Below are 17037 nucleotides of genomic sequence, written 5' to 3'. Positions count from 1 at the left end.
CCGCGGCGGAACATGCGGACCTTGAGGAGAGCCCGTGGGATCAGGGCAGACAGTGGCGGTGTACGGCGCCTACGGGCACACCGGGCGCTTTGTGGTGGCGCGGCTGGGCGAACGCGGGTTCACCCCGGTCCTCTCCGGGCGCGACGCCGGCCGGCTCGCCGCGCTGGCGGCCGAGACCGGGCTGGAGGCCCGCCCCGCGCCGGTCGGGGACCCACGCGCGCTCGACCGCGCGCTGGCCGGCGCCGCGGCCGTTATCAACTGCGCCGGGCCCTTCGCCGCCACGGCCGCCCCCGTGATCGAGGCGGCGCTGCGCGCCCGCATCCCCTACTTGGACGTGGCCGCCGAGATCGAGGCCAACGCCGACACGTTCGCGCACTTCGCCGACCGCGCCCGCGCCGCCGGAGCCCTGGTGGTGCCCGCGATGGCCTTCTTCGGCGGGCTCGGCGACCTGCTCGCCACCGCCGCGATGGGCGACTGGACGGCCGCCGACGAGGCGCACGTCGCTTACGGGTTGAGCGGGTGGCACCCCACCGCCGGGACCCGCGCCGCGGGCGCGGTCTCGCGTGAGCGGCGAGGCGGCCGCCGCGTCCGCTTCGCCGGGGGACGGCTGGAGTACCGCCGCGACGACCCGCCGACCCTGGAGTGGCCCTTCCCCCGGCCGCTGGGGCCCCGGCCCGTCGTCGGGGAGTTCTCGATGGCCGACATCGTCACGCTGCCCAGCCACCTGTCCGTCCCCGACGTGCGCACCTACATGGCGGCCGAGGCCGCGCGCCAGGTCACGGCCCCCGACACGCCGGGCCCGGCCCCGGCCGACGACCAGGGCCGCTCGGACCAGACCTTCCTGGTCGACGTGGTCGTGCGGCGCGGAGGCGAGGAGCGGCGCGCCGTGGCGCGGGGCCGGGACATCTACGCCGTCACCGCGCCGCTGGTGGTGGAGGCGGTGGACCGCGCCCTCACCGGCCGGACCAGGACGGCGGGCGTGGCCTCGGCGGGCGCGGCGTTCGACGCGCCCGACTTCCTGAACTCGCTGTCGGCGCACGTCTCGGTGGACCTGCCCCAGGCGGCCGTTGACGGTGCGCTCAGGCGGCGGGGAGCGTGAGGGTGGCGACCACGGCGCGGTGGTCGCTGCCCGGAATGGTGTGCACGTCGGTGTGCTCGACGGCGGCGCGGCGGTCGACCAGGACGTGGTCGAGGACCGTGCCCGGCAGCGAGCCGTCGGAGGGCCAGGTGGGGTGCCAGCCGTCGCCGGTCGCCGCCGCGGCGTCGGTGTAACCGGACTCCAGCAGCGCCCGGAACTCCGCGTGGTCGTGGGTGGCGTTGAAGTCGCCCGCCAGGATGCGCAGGGCACCGTCGGGGGTGGCGTCGGGCAGCTCCCGCAGCGACGCCGTCCACTCCTCCATCGCGCTGGAGCCGACCGGCGGCATCGGGTGCGCCGCGACGACCTCGACCGGCGGCGCGCCCGCCACCTCCACCTCGGCGCGCGGCATGGCGAAGTGCTCCGTGGGCGGCCGACCGCGATCGGTGAGCGGGTAAGACGAGTACACCGCACCGCCGACCGGCCCGCTGGCGGCGTAGGCGACCTCGTGCGGCAGCGCCGCGCGCAGCCCGGCGCGGCTGAGCGCGTCGGCCGACTGCGGGGTCAGCTCCTGAAGGCTGAGCACGTCCACGCCGTACTCGCGCACCAGCCGCACCAGGGCCTCGGGGTCGGCCAGCCCGTAGTACATGTTCACCGTCATGACGGTGAGGCGCGGCCCGGTCGGCGCGGGCTGGGGCTGCGGCCCGGGCAGGGCGCGCGGCAGGACGCAGCAGGCCAGCGCGGCGGCCACGGCTCCGGCCGCCAGGGCGGCCGACCAGCGCCGGGCCAGCAGCGCCAGCGCGAGCGGCACGCAGGCGGTGGCCGCGACGTAGGGCGTGAACGCCATCAGCGCGACCGGGAGGAAGCCCGCCTCCAGGCCGAGGAGCCGGACGACCGCCCACGCGCCCCAGGGCGCCAGGCAGCCGACCGCGACGACGGCGGTCCAGCGGGGGCGCGGCGGGCGCGACCGACGCTCGGGGCCGGAGCCGGCGGCCCGTGTGGGCGGAGGAGCGGGGCCGCGCGGAACGGCCCGGCCGGGGGCACCGGTGTCGACAGCTCGGTCCACGGCCGCCCCCGTCCTTGTCCCTCGCGTCGGCTTCGTCGCCTACTGTTCTGGTGTACCACCCCGGTGACAGGCGAATCCAGACTTAGGACATACGGCCCAATCCGGTCACGGGCCGTTCCCGGCGGTCCGGGCGGCCCAGTGGTGCGGCGGCGGGGCGGTGGTGCGACACCCGCTCCCCCGGTTCCGACACCCGCAGCGCACGCCCGCGCGTGCCCGGCGCTTGGTCCGGACGGCGCCCGGCAGGACGGGCACCGCGCGCGGCGCGCCGGGGCGCGGCACGGACGGCGTCGGCGAGGACGAGGAGGCGCGGGAACATGGCCGAGGGCACCGAAGGCACCGGCACCGAAGGCGTCGCGGTGGCCGAGGGGATCGCGTTCCCCGACACCGGCGACGGCCGGACCTGGGTGGTGGGCGCCGTGATCACCGACGGGCGGGGACGGGTGTTCGTGCAGCGCCGCTCACCCGACCGGCGGCTGTTCCCCGGCTGCTGGGACCTGGTCGGCGGGCATGTCGAGCCCGGCGAGACCATGGTCCAGGCCATGCGCCGCGAGATCGCCGAGGAGACCGGCTGGCGGCTGGCGGGTGTGCTCGCCGAACTGCACCGGCTGGTGTGGACGCCCGACGACGGTGTGGAGCGGCACGAGATGGACTACCTGGTGCGGGTGGACGGCGACCTGGCCGCCCCGCGCCTGGAACCCGGCAAGCACACCGAGTTCGCCTGGATCACCGAGGACGACCTGGGCCTGCTGCACGATGCCCGCGATCCCGGCGACACGTTCGTCGCCGACGTGGCCGCCAAGGGCCTGGCGAGCGCCCGCGACCTCCCGGGCGCGCCCCCGACCGTGCGCGACTGACTACCCCTGGCCGCGCCCAACTCGGCCGACCTTGCCGACTGCGAATGACTCCAACCGGCCGCGAAGCCACCTCGGCTGATGGCGACCCGACCGCGACCCGCCCCGGCTGCCCCGAACCGACCGCGCCGCCCGGCCCCTCAGTGTTCGGCCACTGCGGCGACCGCCCGGGGGACCGCGTCGAAGAGGTCGGAGGCCGAGACCGCCGCGCCGTCGTGGGCCAGGCGGGCGGCCAGGCCGTGGAGGTAGGCGCCGCACATGGCGGCCTCGCGGGGGGTGAGGCCGCTCGCCAGCAGGGCGCCGACCATGCCGGACAGGACGTCGCCGCTGCCCGCCGTGGCCAGCAGGGGACTGCCCGTGGGGTTGGCGATCGCGGGGTGGCCGGGCTCGGCGATGACCGTGGTGGAGCCCTTCAGCAGGACCGTGCAGCCGTACTCGTCGGCCGCGCGGGCGGCGTGGTCGAGGCGGTGGGCCTCGATGTCCTCGCGTTCGGTGCCGGGCAGCAGCCGCGCGAGTTCACCGGCGTGCGGGGTGATCAGCGTGGGCGCCGACCGGTCCCGCAGCAGGCGGGGGTCCTTGCCGATGAGGGTGAGGGCGTCGGCGTCGGCCAGCACCGGGCGCGGGCTGTCCAGCACGGCCTCCAGTTCGGCGACGGCCATCGGGTGCAGCCCCCGCCCCGACCCCACCACCCACGCGCCTACCCTGCGCGGCAGCGAGCCCACGGGGTCCATGGGGTCCAGGGCGGAGGCCACGACCTCGGGCCAGTGGTGCAGGACCTCGGTGACGGCGCCCTGGGTGCCCGCGTAGCGGACCATGCCCACACCCATGCGCAGCGCGCCGCCCACCGCCAGCACGGCCGCCCCCCGGTAGCGGTCGGAGCCCACCGCCATGGCCAGCACGCCGCGCCGGTACTTGTCGGACTCGGCGGTGGGGCGCGGCAGCAGCGCCGCGATGTCGGCGCTCTGCGGGACCTCCAGGCACGGCCCGGGGAGTTCGGGGCCGATACCGATGTCGACGCACTCCACCACGCCCGCGCGGGCGGCGCCGGGGTCCACGAACAGGCCGGGTTTGTGGGTGCCGAAGGTGACGGTGACGTCGGCGCGCACCGCAGGACCCTCGACCGCGCCGGTGTCGGGGTCGATGCCGCTGGGGAGGTCGACGGCCACCACCGGGGCCTCGGCCGCGCCCGCCAGCGCCGCCAGCGCGGCGTGGGGCGCGCGCAGCCCGCCCCGGCCGCCGATGCCCACGAGGCCGTCGACGACGAGGTCGGCCGCCGCGATCTCGGCGGCGGCCGGGGAGTCGCCGACGCCGTCGCCCGCCGGGGCCGGGAGCGTGCGCCCGCCCGCGCCGCGCAGCGCGGCGAGCCCGCCCTGGTGCACCCGCGACCCGGCGAGCACGGCCCGCACCGCCGCGCCGCGCCGGGCGAGCAGCGCCCCGGCGTAGAGGGCGTCGCCGCCGTTGTCGCCGCCGCCCACGAGCAGCACCACCCGCGCGCCGTAGGTGCGGGGCAGCATCCGCGCGCACACGGCGGCCAGCCCCGCCGCCGCCCGCCGCATCAGCGCGCCGTCGGGAAGCCGGGCCATGAGCCCGCCCTCGGCCTTGCGCACGGTGTCGACCGTGTGTGCGTAGCGCACGTCCCAACTCCCTTGTGCGGTGTGGGCGGACGGCGGCTCCTACGCCAGCGCCCGAGAGGTCAGCGCTTGGGGCGCCGCTCCAGGAGATCGATGTCCATGTCGAACGGCACGCGCAGCTTCAGGTGTTCCCGGTGAATTCCGGTCGGTACATAGGTGCCGGTGACATCATCCAGTTCGTACACGTAGATAACGGGTTCTCCCTTCTCGTTTTCCACTCGCCAGAAGTGCCGCACCCCCGCCTTCGCATAGATCTGCGGCTTGCGCTCCCGGTCGCGCACCTGGGATTCGGGGGAGACGACCTCGACCGCGACAACGAGCGACTCCACGGAGAGAGACGTCGCCTCGTCACCGCCATCCGGCGCGCCTTCACTCACCGAGATGTCCGGCTCAAGGCGCTGCCGCTCGGTGATGGTGACACTCATCTCCCGGCTGATGAAGTACTCGGCGGGCGCCTGTTCCCACAACTGGCGCTCCAGCAGGGAAATTATCCGCGTGTGAAACAATTTCTGCGGACTCACTAGAACCAGACTCCCGTCGATGAGCTCGGTGTGCGGAGGGAGATCCGGAATCCGGTCGAGGTCGTCGGCGGTAAAGCCCTCAGGGGGAGGCAACGGCCACGTCCGGGTCAAGGCAGGCTCCCCCGGCTCCGCCGTGGACGCGGGCTGGGCCTGGGGTTCGGTCGCGGAGAGCACGCCCATCTCACTACCTTCGGCTGTCGGATCGTTTTCGTCGCCCAGAGTAGCCATCCGTGTCACCCCGTAACAGCGAGTTCGCCAATCGGCCCGGCCGCACACCGCGGCGGTTTCGGATCATACCCATCGCGCCTCGTCAGAACCCGCTCACGCGGGCGTGCGCGGCGGCGCGCCGCGCGGGGCCACCGCCCGGACCCGGCAGCGCCGGGGGTGGCGTACCGTCGAGGGAAGCCCTGACAACCGCACCGGGACCCCCCGGTACGCGCCCGACACGGAACCAGCAGCCCGGGAGCCCCGCCCGGACACGGACAGCAGCACGGGACGAACCGCATGACCTCCACAGACGACCGCATGCTCACCTCTGACGGGCTCTCCGAGCGCGTGGCCAACCTGCAAAACGCCATGCACCGCCTCGGGGCCGACGTCATCCGGCTGCAAACCCAGTTGAGCGAGTTCGCCGCGGCACCTCGGCCGGAGGAGTCCGGCGACGGCGACCCCGACCCCACGCCGTTCATCTTCAACATGTCCCGCGACGCCTACAAGGGCGAACTGGCCGACCTCGTGCGGTGGGTGAACGACTTCCTCGTCCCGGTCTACGTCGGCGAGCCCCACGACGACGACCCCGCCGACGGCACCGCCTGGTGCCCCGTCTGGTGGGAGCACCACGAGGCCGTCGGCCGCCTGCACGCGCTGCGGCTGGCCTACGACGAACTCGCCGACACCCGGATCTCCGGCCCCTCCGGGCCGGGCGTGTGGCACCGCGACCACCTCGACCCGGTGCTGGACCGGCTGCGCTCGGCGCGGGGGCCGTTCGCCGCCTGCTCCCGGGCGATGGGCCACGTCGAGCGGCGCCGCTCCGCGTCGGCCTGAGCCGCCACCGGCGCCGCGCGCCTCAGGTCTTGCGCAGCCGCACCCGGCGCACCGCGTGGTCGCCGCCCTTGTAGAGCACCAGGGTGGCCCGGCCCCGCGTCGGCAGGATGTTCTCGACCAGGTTGACCTCGTTGATCGTGCGCCACACGCCGGTGGCGAACCCCACCGCCTCCTCCTCGCCGATCGAGGTCGCCATGGCGTGGAAGTAGGAGCGCGGGTCGGAGAACGCGGTGCGCCGCAACTCCAGGAACCGGTCCAGGTACCAGGAGCGGATGTGCTCCACCTTGGCGTCGACGTAGATCGAGAAGTCGAAGAAGTCGGCCACCGCCAGCCGCCCCGGCAGCGGCGGCTGGAGCACGTTGATGCCCTCCACGATCAGGATGTCGGGCCGGTGCACCGTCTGGGTGCGGCCCGGCACGATGTCGTAGGCCAGGTGGGAGTACACCGGGATCTCCAGCCGCGCCGCCCCGGCCTTCATCTCCGACACGAACCGGACCAGCGCCCGCCGGTCGTAGCTCTCGGGGAACCCCTTGCGGTTCATGGTCCCCCGCTCCTCCAGCACCGCGTTGGGGTAGAGGAAGTTGTCGGTGCTGACCAGTTCCACGTTGGGGTGGTCGGGCCACTGCGCGAGCAGGGTCCGCAGCAGCCGGGCGGTGGTGGACTTGCCCACCGCGACGCTTCCGGCCACGCCGATGATGAACGGCGCGGGCTGGTCGTCCTCGCCGAGGAAGTCGCGCACCGCGCCGTGCCGCTGGCGGGTGGCGCGGACGTAGAGGTTGAGCAGGCGCGACAGCGGCAGGTAGATGTCGCGGACGTCGTCCAGCGACGTGGGGTCGGTGGTGCCGCGCAGCCCCTCCAGCTCAGCCTCGGTCAGCGGCAGGGGCGTGGTGTCGCGCAGTTGCGCCCACGCCTGCCGGTCGAGTTCCACATACGGCGTTGAGAAGCCGCTCTTCATCTGCGCCACGTCTGCCCACACTAGACGAGCCCGCCCGCTGACCTGCGGCCCGCCCCTGTCCGGGGCCGGGTAGCAGCCGCTGACCTGGGCACACGCGCGGCGCCCCGGGGCGGGTGTGCCCCGGGGCGCCGGTGCCGGACGGCCGGCGGGCGGCCCGGCGGTGCGGTGGTGCGGTGGCCGGCTAGCTCCCCGCCAGGCGCCGCAGCGCGAGCCCGATTCCGGCGAGCGGCACGCCCAGCGCCGCCAGCGCGCCGAGGCCGCCGCCGGTCACTGGCAGGCCGGTGTCGGGCTTCTCCTCGTCGTCGCCCTTTCCGTCCCCGTAGCCGTCATCGTCGCCGTCACCGCCGTAGCCGGGCGGGAGCGGGTCGCCGGTGGGGTCGGGGGTGGGGTCCCCGGTCGGGTCGGGCGACGGGCCGGGCGTGGGGTCGCCGGTCGGGTCGGGCGACGGACTCGGCGACGGACTCGGGGTCGGCTCCGGGCTGGGCGACGGGCTCGGGCTCGGCTCGGGATCGCCGTCCTCGACCGCCACGTCGACGCAGGCGGAGTTGTTGTCCGCGTCCGTCTCGGGCGTGTCGGTGTGCCCCACGGCGCAGTTGGCGAGGTGCGTGCCCGCCTCGGCACCGGGGTCCACGCGCAGCACGAACGTCAACTCCCGGCTCTCCCCCGGTTGCAGGTCGCCCAGGTCGCACACGATCTCGGAGCCCTCCAGGCGGCACTCCTCGGGCAGTTCCTCGACCGTGGCGAGGTCGGTGTCGATCGGGTCCTCCAGCACGACGCCGCTCGCGGTCTGGCTCCCGGTGTCGGTGACGGTCACCGTGTAGACCAGTTCGCCGCCGGGGGCCACCGTCGCGGGCGCCGACTTCTCGACCGCGATGTCGGTCACTGCGTCCACCGACGGACCCACGTCGGTGTCGGCGCAGGAGTCGTTGTTCTCGGTGGTGGTCTCGCGGCTGCCCGTGTAGACCGTGGCGCAGTTGACGATGCGCGTCCCCTCGGCCACGTCGTCGTTGACCCGCACGGTGAACTCCAGGGTCACCGTCTCACCGGGTTGCAGGGTCCCCAGCGGGCAGGTCACCGTGAGCCCGCTGGGCGGGCACTCCGGCGGCAGGTCCACGATGGTCGTGAGGTTGCCGTTGGTGGGGTCCTGCACGGTGACGTCCACGGCCTCCGACGGCCCCTCGTTCGTCACGGTGATCGTGTAGGTGATGGTGCCGTCCGGGTTGACCGTGGCCGCGTCGGCGGTCTTGTCGATCACCACGTCGGTCTGGGTCTGCGTCTGGCTGATGAGCTGGGTGGAGTCCGATCCGGCGTTGGCCGACGCCACCTCGGCGCGGTTGGTGATGTTGGTGCCGTCGGCGAGTCCGGGGTCCACCCGGACGGTGACGGTGTAGGTGACCGACTCCCCCGGCGCGACGGTCGTGCCCGCCCCGCCGCAGGTCACCGTCTGCCCCGCCGCCGTGCAGCCCGGCGCCGACACGAAGGTGACGTTGGGGTCGAGCTGGTCGGTGACCACGACGTCCTCGGCGGGTTCGTCGCCGGGGTTGGTCACGGTGATGGTGTAGGTCGCCGTGTCGCCGATGACCATCGGGTCGGGTGAGACGCTCTTGCTCAGCGACAGCGGACCGGCGACCTGCGGCTCCCGCTCCTCGGCGGCCTCGCCGCCCCGGGTGCCCGCGGCGGGCTCGGCCGGTGTACCCGGCGCCTCTGCGGCGCCCTCTGCCGCACCGGCGTCCTCGGCGCCCGCGCCGCCGCCCGGCTCCGCCGCGACCGGGTCCCCCGCCGCCGGCTCCGCCGGCGGGACCGCCTCGTGCGCCTCCACCGGCGCCCCGGCGCCGGCGGGCGCACCCGCGCCCACCGCCACCCCGGCCGCCGCCATGCCCGCCGCTCCCGCCGCGCCCCCGGCTCCCGCCGGCGCGCCCGGCGCCTGGGCCGTCCGCGCCGCCTCCGCCGCGTCCGGCACCGCCACCGGCCCCGCCGCCCCCGTCGTCTCCGCTGCGGCCGGGCCGCTCAGTCCCCATCCCGCCACCAGCACCAGTGCCGCCGCCGCCCGGACGGCACGGGCCGCCCCGCGCGTGCCCGACCTCGCCATGGTTCTCCCCACTCGGCTCTCCCGCTCCTCGACGCCTCGATCCTGGCGGGGCCGCTCCGCCGCGCCACCGGCCGGACACGGGCGGCGAGGAAGTGCTGGCCAGATCTTTAGCGGACGATGGGCGGCCCCCGACCCGGGTCGGGGGAGCGACCCGGACGCGGCGCCCCGAACCGGACGGGAACGGATTTTTTTACCTTTCCGCGATCCGGCCCCCGCGCGCCGCCCCCGGACCCCCGCCGTGCGCCCTGACGTGCGCGGTCTTACCGGGGCAACCAAATGGTCTATACCCTTACCTGGGAAAATGTGCATTGGTCTGGAGGCAGGACGGTCGGGGAACCCCGGTTCATTGGCTACGCTGGCGGCCATGTGCGGAATCGTTGGCTACGTCGGGCCGCAACCGGCGCTCGAAGTCGTTGTGGACGGCCTCAAAAGGTTGGAGTACCGGGGTTACGACTCCGCGGGCGTCGCCGTTGTGGCCGACGGCCGGATCGAGACCGAGAAGCGCGCGGGCAAGCTCGCCAACCTCAAGGCGGCGCTGGAGGAGCACCCGCGCTCGGCCGACGGCATCGGCATCGGGCACACCCGCTGGGCCACCCACGGCGCCCCCACCGACGTCAACGCCCACCCCCACGTCGACAACGACAACCGGGTGGCCGTGATCCACAACGGCATCATCGAGAACTTCGCCTCCCTGCGCCTGGAGCTGGAGGAGCGCGGCTGCAAGTTCACCTCCGAGACCGACACCGAGGTGGCCGCGCACCTGCTCGGCGAGGAGGTCAAGGCCCAGAACGGCGACCTGCCCGCCGCCATGCGCGCGGTCTGCCGCAAGCTGGAGGGCGCCTTCACCCTGGTCGCCGTCCACGCCGGCCAGCCCGACCTGGTGGTGGCCGCCCGCCGCAACTCCCCGCTGGTGGTGGGCCGCGGCGACGGCGAGAACTTCCTGGCCAGCGACGTGGCCGCGTTCATCGCCCACACCCGCGACGCCGTCGAGCTGGGCCAGGACCAGGTGGTGGAGCTGCGCCGCGACTCCGTCACCGTCACCGACTACGACGGCAACCCCGCCGAGGTCCGCGAGTACCACGTCGACTGGGACGCCTCCGCCGCCGAGAAGGGCGGCTACGACTACTTCATGCTCAAGGAGATCGTCGAGCAGCCCCAGGCGGTCGCCGACACCCTCCTGGGCCGCGTCGGGGTCGACGGCACCCTCACCCTGGACGAGATGCGCCTGGCGCCCTCGGAGCTGCGCGACATCCAGAAGATCGTCATCATCGCCTGCGGCACCTCCTACCACGCCGGCCTGATCGCCAAGTACGCCATCGAGCACTGGTGCCGCATCCCCTGCGAGGTCGAGGTCGCCAGCGAGTTCCGCTACCGCGACCCGATCCTGGACCGCCAGACCCTGGTCATCGCGATCTCCCAGTCCGGCGAGAGCATGGACACGCTGATGGCGGTGCGCTACGCCCGCGAGCAGCGCGCCCGCGTGCTGGCCATCTGCAACGTCAACGGCTCCACCATCCCGCGCGAGTCCGACGGCGTGCTCTACACCCACGCCGGCCCCGAGGTCGGCGTGGCCGCCACCAAGACCTTCCTCACCCAACTGGTGGCCTGCTACCTGGTGGGCCTCTACCTCGCCCAGGTGCGCAACCTCAAGTACGGCGACGAGATCAACGCCGTCATCGAGCAGCTCGCCAACATGCCCCAGCAGGTCGAGAAGGTGCTGGACACCGTCGGCTCGGTGCGCGACCTCGCGCGCTCGCTGGCCAACGCCGAGACCGTGCTGTTCCTGGGCCGCCACGTGGGCTACCCGGTGGCCCTGGAGGGCGCGCTCAAGCTCAAGGAGCTGGCCTACATGCACGCCGAGGCGTTCGCCGCCGGCGAGCTGAAGCACGGCCCGATCGCGCTGATCGAGGACGGCCTGCCGGTGGTCGTGGTGGTGCCCTCCCGCGAGGGGCGCGGGGTGCTGCACGACAAGATCGTCTCCAACATCCAGGAGATCCGCGCGCGCGGCGCCCGCACGATCGTCATCGCCGAGGAGGGCGACGCCGACGTGCTGCCCTACGCCGACGAGCTGATCGAGATCCCGGCGGTGCCCACGCTGCTCCAGCCGATCGTGGCGACCATCCCCATGCAGGTGTTCGCCTGCGAGCTGGCGCTGGCCAAGGGCAACGACGTCGACCAGCCGCGCAACCTCGCCAAGAGCGTGACGGTGGAGTAGGCGCCGCCCGGCGGCCCCCGGGACGCCCAGGACGCCACGAGGCGGCCCGCCGAACGGCGGGCCGCCTCTTCGCGTTCGCGCCCCGGGCGCGCCCTCTCGGCTTGGGGCCGGCTACTCCGCGGCGACGGCGAGGTCGGCCCGCACCACGCCCGCCAGCCGCTCGGCGACCTCCTGGGCGTGCGCCTCGGCGGCGGCCTCCACCATCACCCGCACCATCGGCTCGGTGCCGCTGGGCCGGATCAGCACCCGGCCGGTCTCGCCCAACTCGGCCTCTGCGGCGGCCACGGCCTCGGCCAGCGCCGCCGAGGACTTCGCGCGGGACTTGTCCACGCCGCGCACGTTGATCAGCACCTGCGGCAGCCGCGTCATGACCTTCGCCAGCTCGGCCAGCGCCTGCCCGCGCCGGCTCACCGCGCCCAGCAGGTGCAGGCCCGTCAGCAGGCCGTCGCCGGTGGCCGCGTGCTCCAGCAGCACCACGTGGCCCGACTGCTCCCCGCCCAGCGAGAAGCTGCCCTCGCGCATGGCCTCCAGCACGTAGCGGTCGCCCACCGGGGTCTCGACCACGGCGATCCCGGCCTCCTGCATGGCCAGCTTCAGGCCGAGGTTGGACATCACCGTGACGACGAGGGTGTCCTTGGCCAGGCGGCCGGACTCCTGCAACTCCAGCGCCAGGATGCCCAGGATCTGGTCGCCGTCGATGACCGAGCCGTCGGCGGCCACCGCCAGGCAGCGGTCGGCGTCGCCGTCGTGGGCCAGGCCCGCGTCGGCGCCGTGCCGCCGCACCGCCTCCTGGAGCTGCTCCATGTGGGTGGAGCCGCAGTCGGCGTTGATGTTCAGGCCGTCGGGGGTGTCGTGGATCGCGATGACGTCGGCGCCCGCCCGGCGCAGCGCCTCGGGCGCCACCGCCGAGGCCGCGCCGTTGGCGCAGTCCACCACGATCCGCAGGCCGTCGAGGCGGTGCGGCAGGGAGTCCACCACGTGGCGGATGTAGCGCTCGGCGCCGTCGGGGGCGTCGGTCACCCGGCCCACGGCGCCGCCCACCGCGCCCGGCGCCGGGTCGCCCAGCGCGGCCTCGATCTCGTCCTCGACCGCGTCGGCGAGCTTGTGCCCGCCGCGGCCGAAGAACTTGATCCCGTTGTCGGGCGCGGGGTTGTGGCTGGCCGACAGCATGACCCCGAAGTCGGCGCCCAGCTCCTCGGTGAGGAACGCGACGGCCGGGGTGGGCAGCACGCCCAGCCGCACCACGTCGACGCCGGCGGCGGCGAGGCCGGCGACCACGGCCGCCTCCAGGAACTCGCCGGAGGCGCGGGGGTCGCGGCCGACGACCGCCATGGGGCGGGCGCCCTCGCGGGCGGGGCCGGGGAGCACCCGCGCGGCGGCGGCGGACAGCTCCAGCGCCAGCGCGGCGGTGAGGTCGCGTCCGGCGACCCCGCGGACTCCGTCAGTACCGAACAGCCGAGTCACGAACCAATCGCCCCTTCGTCTGGGATGGCCCTCGCGGACCGGAAGGACAGTGTCGACAGTGCCGCGGTGAGACACCGGCGGGAGAGCAGTGGGACAGCACGGTGCCGCGGTGGGTGAAGGCGACGCGGTCCGCCCGCGGCCGGTGGACCCGTGGAAACAGGTATGGCCCGCCCTGCCCCCGCGGAGCGGGGGCGGGCGGGCCATGACCGGATGCGGCGGCCGAGCACGGCAGCGGCATCGCGGCCGTGCGCCTTAGCGCTTGGAGTACTGCGGGGCCTTGCGGGCCTTCTTGAGACCGGCCTTCTTCCGCTCGACCTCGCGGTCGTCGCGGGTGAGGTAGCCGGCCTTCTTCAGGACCGGGCGGAAGTTCTCGGGGTCCAGCCCGGCGAGGGCGCGGGCGAGGCCGTGGCGCAGCGCGCCGGCCTGGCCGCTGGGGCCGCCGCCGTTGATCCGGGCGAAGACGTCGTAGGCGCCCTCCAGGCTCAGCGCGACCAGCGGCTCCTTGATGAGCTGCTGGTGCACCTTGTCGGGGAAGTACACCTCCAGCGGCTTGCCGTTGATACGCCACTCACCGGCGCCGGGCAGGATGCGCACGCGCGCGATCGCCGTCTTGCGGCGACCGGTGCCGGCGCCGGGGCCCGAAGCGGTGGGGACGTACCCCGCACCGGCGGACTCGGGGGTCTCGGTGGTGTACTCGGCGGGGAACTCCTCGGAGTTCTCCTCGGTTGCCACGTCTTCGATACCGGTGGGCTCGACCACGGTTCTCCTCGTACTTCCTTCGGTCTCGCGAACGCCTAGGCGGGCTGCTGGATCTTCTTCATCTCATAGGGCACCGGCTGCTGCGCCTGGTGCGGGTGCTCCGCACCGGCGTACACCTTGAGCTTCTTGGCCATCTGACGGCCCAGGGAGCCCTTCGGCAGCATGCCCTTGACGGCCTTCTCGATGGCGCGCTCGGGGTGCTTCTCAAGCAGGTCGCCGTAGGCCACGGAACGCAGACCGCCGGGGTAGCCGGAGTGCCGGTAGGCGCGCTTCTGCTGGAGCTTGTTACCGGTCAGCGCCACCTTGCCGGCGTTCACGACGATCACGAAGTCGCCGGTGTCGATGTGGGGCGCGTAGTAGGTCTTGTGCTTGCCTCGGAGCAGCGTGGCGACGTGGGCGGCCAGCCGGCCGAGCACGACATCGCTGGCGTCGATGACGTGCCACTGACGCTGGACATCGCTGGGCTTAGGGCTGTATGTGCGCACGATCGTAAGCCTTCGTCTCAGTCGGCGGGGCCCATCCCCGCGAACGGAGATGGAAAACTCGAATTACGGGTCCGGCTGCCGCGCCTGCGCGGGCGGTCAGCCGACGGGTGAGTGCGGACGATGATGCGTGATCGGCGCCCAAGTGGAAGGTCTGGGAACCCACGGCAACTCAACGCACAACGACGGACTATTCTATCGGCCGGGCGCACCTCTGGTCAAAACGACCGATGATCATACACTGCTCGATCATGCCTGGACCCGCAGCGGCACGGCGACACGTGAATACTCCACTCTCATTATGCCTTGCCCGGCGAGTGCTTTGGCCGTACCACCAGCGCGCGGCGCCGGAACACCGTGCCACGCGGGCCGACACCGGACCGGAGGATCCATGACATAAGGCCCCCCTCGCCCCGAACCGGACGCTACAGTCGGAGGGGACGCGGACGCGCCCGCCGCGACGGGCCGCGCCGCCACCCGGGCACCGCGCACCGCTTCGCGCCCGCCGCGCCCCGGGACCGGGCGCGGCGCGCCGCCGCGGCGACGGGCTATCCTCTGCCGGCACCCCCGACCGGTCCGGACCCCCAAGCGCGGACCGCCCGGCGCCCGCTCCGCTGCACCGCGCCCGGTCCCGACGGCGCCCCGACCGACGCGGCCGACCCTCCGCGGCGCCCGGCCCCGCCCCGCGCCGTACCCGCCCACCCCCGCCCAGGACATCCTCCGGAGTACCGCCATCGCACCGCATCCGAATGAGCCGAACGACGGCCGCCCCGGCCCTGACGGCCGGCCCGAAGCGCGGCACACCGCCGCGATCCCGGAGTCCGCGGAGCGGACCCGCGGCCCGCAGCCGCCGCGCCACCCCGCGCCCCCGGCGGACGAGGGCGACCTCCTGGGCGGCGCCGCGCCCCCGCCCGGCCAGGCGCCGCCGCACTTCCCCACCATGCCGCTGACCGGCGGGCCGATCGTCGGCGCGCCGCCGCACACCGGACCCTCCGGCCCGCAGGCGCCCTACGGCGCCGCGCCCACCGGCGGCCAACCGCCGCACGGCGCCGGCTCCGGCCCCCAGCGGCCCCCGCTGCCCGGCCTGCCCTCCGCACCCGCCGGCGGCCCGTACAGCCCGCTGGCCGACCCCGCCGGCGGCCGGGTCCCGCCCCACCCGCCGACCGGGCCGCAGCAGCAAAGCGGCGGTCAGCGGCCGCTGCCGGACCCCCAGGGGTTCGCCGGGCAGCCCCCGCGGCCCCCGCACCCCGGTCCGGAGCCGGCGGCCGAGCCCCCGGGCTCCGGTCCGCAGACCCCCTACCGGATCCCCACCGGCCCCGGGGCCGCGCACCCGGGCGCTGGACACCCCGCCTCGTCCGGCCCCTCCGGACCGCAGCGGCCCCAGCCGCCCCAGCATCCGGGCACCGGCGGCCAGCACGCGATGTCGGGTCCCCAGCGGTCCTTCCAGGGACAGCCCACCGGCGGCCAGGCCCCGATGCCGCCGTCTCCTTCAGGCCCCAACTCGCCCTACCGGGTGCCCACCGGCGGGAACCCGGCCATGGCCCCCGGCGCGCCGCAGGGTGCTCCCCCGGCCGGTCCCCCGGCCCCTCCGGCGGGCCGGCCCGTGCCGCCGGGTCAGCAGGTCCCGCCGGGCCGCCCCGGCGCGCCCGGCCCCGCCGGCGTGCCGCCGCACGGCCCGCACCCGGGCGGGCCGGTCCCGGCCGCGCTGCCGGCGGGCCTGCCCGCCGCGCCCGGCCCCCAGGCCGGACCCGGGCCGCAGGCGCCGCCCCAGCCGCCGCCCGGCACCGCACCCGGCATGGGCGCCCCCGGCGGTCCCCGCACGCCCACCGGCGGCGCCGAGGGCATGGGCGCCGGCCCCTACGGCCAGCCCCACCCGCCGACCGGGCACCCGGGGCCGCCGCCCAACCCCAACCAGCCGCTCCAGGGCCGCGTCGTCGCGCCGGGCACCCCCACGCCCCCCGACGTGGAGGAGGCGCCCCTGTTCCCGGCGGACGCGGGCGCCCAGACGCAGCACATCGGCGCCGTCGCCGACGAGGACGCCACCCAGGCCATCAACCGGGTGGAGGACGACTTCGGCGGGCGCCCGATGTTCCGCGACGAGGCGCCCCCGCGCCGCAAGAGCGGCCCCAGCACCGCCGAGATCGACCTGTCGGCCATCGGCGACGACGATGACGACGACTACGGCGGCCGCTCCCGCCTGCCGCGCACGCTGCTGATGGCCGCCGGATTCCTGGTGCTGCTGCTCATCGCCGGCGGCGGCGCGTTCTTCCTGGCCACCGGCGGCCTCGGCGGCTCCGGCGGCCCGGCGGCCGAGGCCCCCGACACCCCGGCCACCCTGGAGACCGGGGACCTGTTCCCCAACTCCGTCGATGTCGCGGGCGAGCCCTACACGCTGAGCGTCACCGACGACACCGACGCGTGCGACACCGCCGCCCACGGCGACTACGGCGCGGTCCTCACCGACAACAACTGCCAGCAGGTCGTGCGGGCCACCTACGTCAACGAGGACCAGACCACGGCCGTCACGGTGGGCATCGCCGCGATGGGCAGCCCCGACGAGGCCCAGACCGCCCAGGACGCCCAGGACCTCGAAACCACCCAGTGGTTCGCCGGTCTCCAGGGCGAGGAGGGCAGCGGAGCCGAGCGCATGGACATCGCCGGCGGCCACGGGGCAGGCGCCCGCTGGGGCCCCTACCTGCTGTTCTCACTGGCGGCGGGCAGCGACGGCCGGGTGAACGACAGCCGCGCCGACCAGATGGCCGAGGTCAGCGAGGGCTTCCTGGAGATCCCGCTGGAGTCCCTGGGCGAGCAGAGCGGCTGAGCGGGCGCGGGCCGCCCCCTCGGCGGCGGCCCGCCGCGCACACACCCGTGCCCCGGCGCCGCAT

13 protein-coding genes are annotated in these 17037 nt (G+C 75.0%); 5 read left to right on the top strand and 8 right to left on the bottom strand.

What is annotated here, in order from left to right; genetic code table 11:
• Positions 1-34: 34 nt before the first annotated feature.
• A complete protein-coding gene (locus LG943_RS08100) occupies positions 35-1099 on the top strand; it encodes a saccharopine dehydrogenase family protein (protein WP_270071587.1) in 1065 nt (354 codons plus the stop codon).
• On the opposite strand, the gene LG943_RS08095 is transcribed toward LG943_RS08100, so the two are convergent.
• Entirely contained in the window at positions 1080-2141 is a 1062-nt protein-coding gene (locus tag LG943_RS08095) for an endonuclease/exonuclease/phosphatase family protein (protein WP_270071586.1), read from the bottom strand. The two genes, LG943_RS08100 and LG943_RS08095, sit on opposite strands and share 20 nt — an antisense overlap.
• A 314-nt stretch (positions 2142-2455) precedes the next feature.
• Between LG943_RS08095 and LG943_RS08090 the strand changes: the two genes are divergently transcribed.
• Positions 2456-2995 carry an NUDIX domain-containing protein gene (locus LG943_RS08090; RefSeq protein WP_270071585.1) on the top strand — a complete coding sequence of 180 codons (540 nt, stop codon included), beginning with the start codon at positions 2456-2458 and terminating at the stop codon, positions 2993-2995.
• Positions 2996-3132: 137 nt separating this feature from the next.
• On the opposite strand, the gene LG943_RS08085 is transcribed toward LG943_RS08090, so the two are convergent.
• On the bottom strand, positions 3133-4626 hold the full coding sequence (locus LG943_RS08085; RefSeq protein ID WP_270071584.1) for an NAD(P)H-hydrate dehydratase: 1494 nt from the start codon (positions 4624-4626) through the stop codon (positions 3133-3135).
• A 59-nt stretch (positions 4627-4685) separates the two neighbouring features.
• Positions 4686-5324: a Uma2 family endonuclease gene (locus LG943_RS08080; protein WP_270071583.1), complete on the bottom strand. Its 639-nt coding sequence runs from the start codon at positions 5322-5324 to the stop codon at positions 4686-4688.
• A 324-nt stretch (positions 5325-5648) separates the two neighbouring features.
• Here LG943_RS08080 and LG943_RS08075 point away from each other — a divergent pair, with 324 nt between their 5' ends.
• Positions 5649-6188 (top strand): DUF4913 domain-containing protein, encoded by a 540-nt coding sequence (locus tag LG943_RS08075; RefSeq protein WP_270071582.1) that lies wholly within the window; start codon positions 5649-5651, stop codon positions 6186-6188.
• A 22-nt stretch (positions 6189-6210) separates the two neighbouring features.
• On the opposite strand, the gene coaA is transcribed toward LG943_RS08075, so the two are convergent.
• Both coaA and LG943_RS08065 read right to left on the bottom strand, forming a co-directional pair.
• The gene (gene coaA / locus LG943_RS08070) at positions 6211-7116 is read right to left on the bottom strand and encodes a type I pantothenate kinase (RefSeq protein WP_270071716.1); all 906 of its coding nucleotides are present in this window, start codon (positions 7114-7116) and stop codon (positions 6211-6213) included.
• 208 nt (positions 7117-7324) lie between these two features.
• Entirely contained in the window at positions 7325-9232 is a 1908-nt protein-coding gene (locus LG943_RS08065; RefSeq protein ID WP_270071581.1) for a COG1361 S-layer family protein, read from the bottom strand.
• Positions 9233-9596: 364 nt separating this feature from the next.
• Here LG943_RS08065 and glmS point away from each other — a divergent pair, with 364 nt between their 5' ends.
• Entirely contained in the window at positions 9597-11447 is a 1851-nt protein-coding gene (gene glmS / locus LG943_RS08060; protein WP_270071580.1) for a glutamine--fructose-6-phosphate transaminase (isomerizing), read from the top strand.
• A 111-nt stretch (positions 11448-11558) separates the two neighbouring features.
• On the opposite strand, the gene glmM is transcribed toward glmS, so the two are convergent.
• From glmM to rplM, 3 genes are all read right to left on the bottom strand, one after another.
• A complete protein-coding gene (glmM, locus tag LG943_RS08055; protein WP_270071579.1) occupies positions 11559-12911 on the bottom strand; it encodes a phosphoglucosamine mutase in 1353 nt (450 codons plus the stop codon).
• 252 nt (positions 12912-13163) lie between these two features.
• The gene (rpsI, locus tag LG943_RS08050) at positions 13164-13670 is read right to left on the bottom strand and encodes a 30S ribosomal protein S9 (protein ID WP_270071578.1); all 507 of its coding nucleotides are present in this window, start codon (positions 13668-13670) and stop codon (positions 13164-13166) included.
• Between the two features lie 35 nt (positions 13671-13705).
• A complete protein-coding gene (rplM, locus tag LG943_RS08045; protein WP_270071577.1) occupies positions 13706-14155 on the bottom strand; it encodes a 50S ribosomal protein L13 in 450 nt (149 codons plus the stop codon).
• A gap of 937 nt (positions 14156-15092) precedes the next feature.
• Between rplM and LG943_RS08040 the strand changes: the two genes are divergently transcribed.
• Entirely contained in the window at positions 15093-16973 is a 1881-nt protein-coding gene (locus LG943_RS08040) for a flagellar basal body-associated FliL family protein (protein WP_270071576.1), read from the top strand.
• Positions 16974-17037 lie beyond the last annotated feature (64 nt).

It is taken from the genome of Streptomonospora mangrovi (genome assembly GCF_027604915.1).
Classification (GTDB): domain Bacteria; phylum Actinomycetota; class Actinomycetes; order Streptosporangiales; family Streptosporangiaceae; genus Streptomonospora; species Streptomonospora mangrovi.
This window is presented reverse-complemented; position numbering and strand designations above follow the sequence as displayed.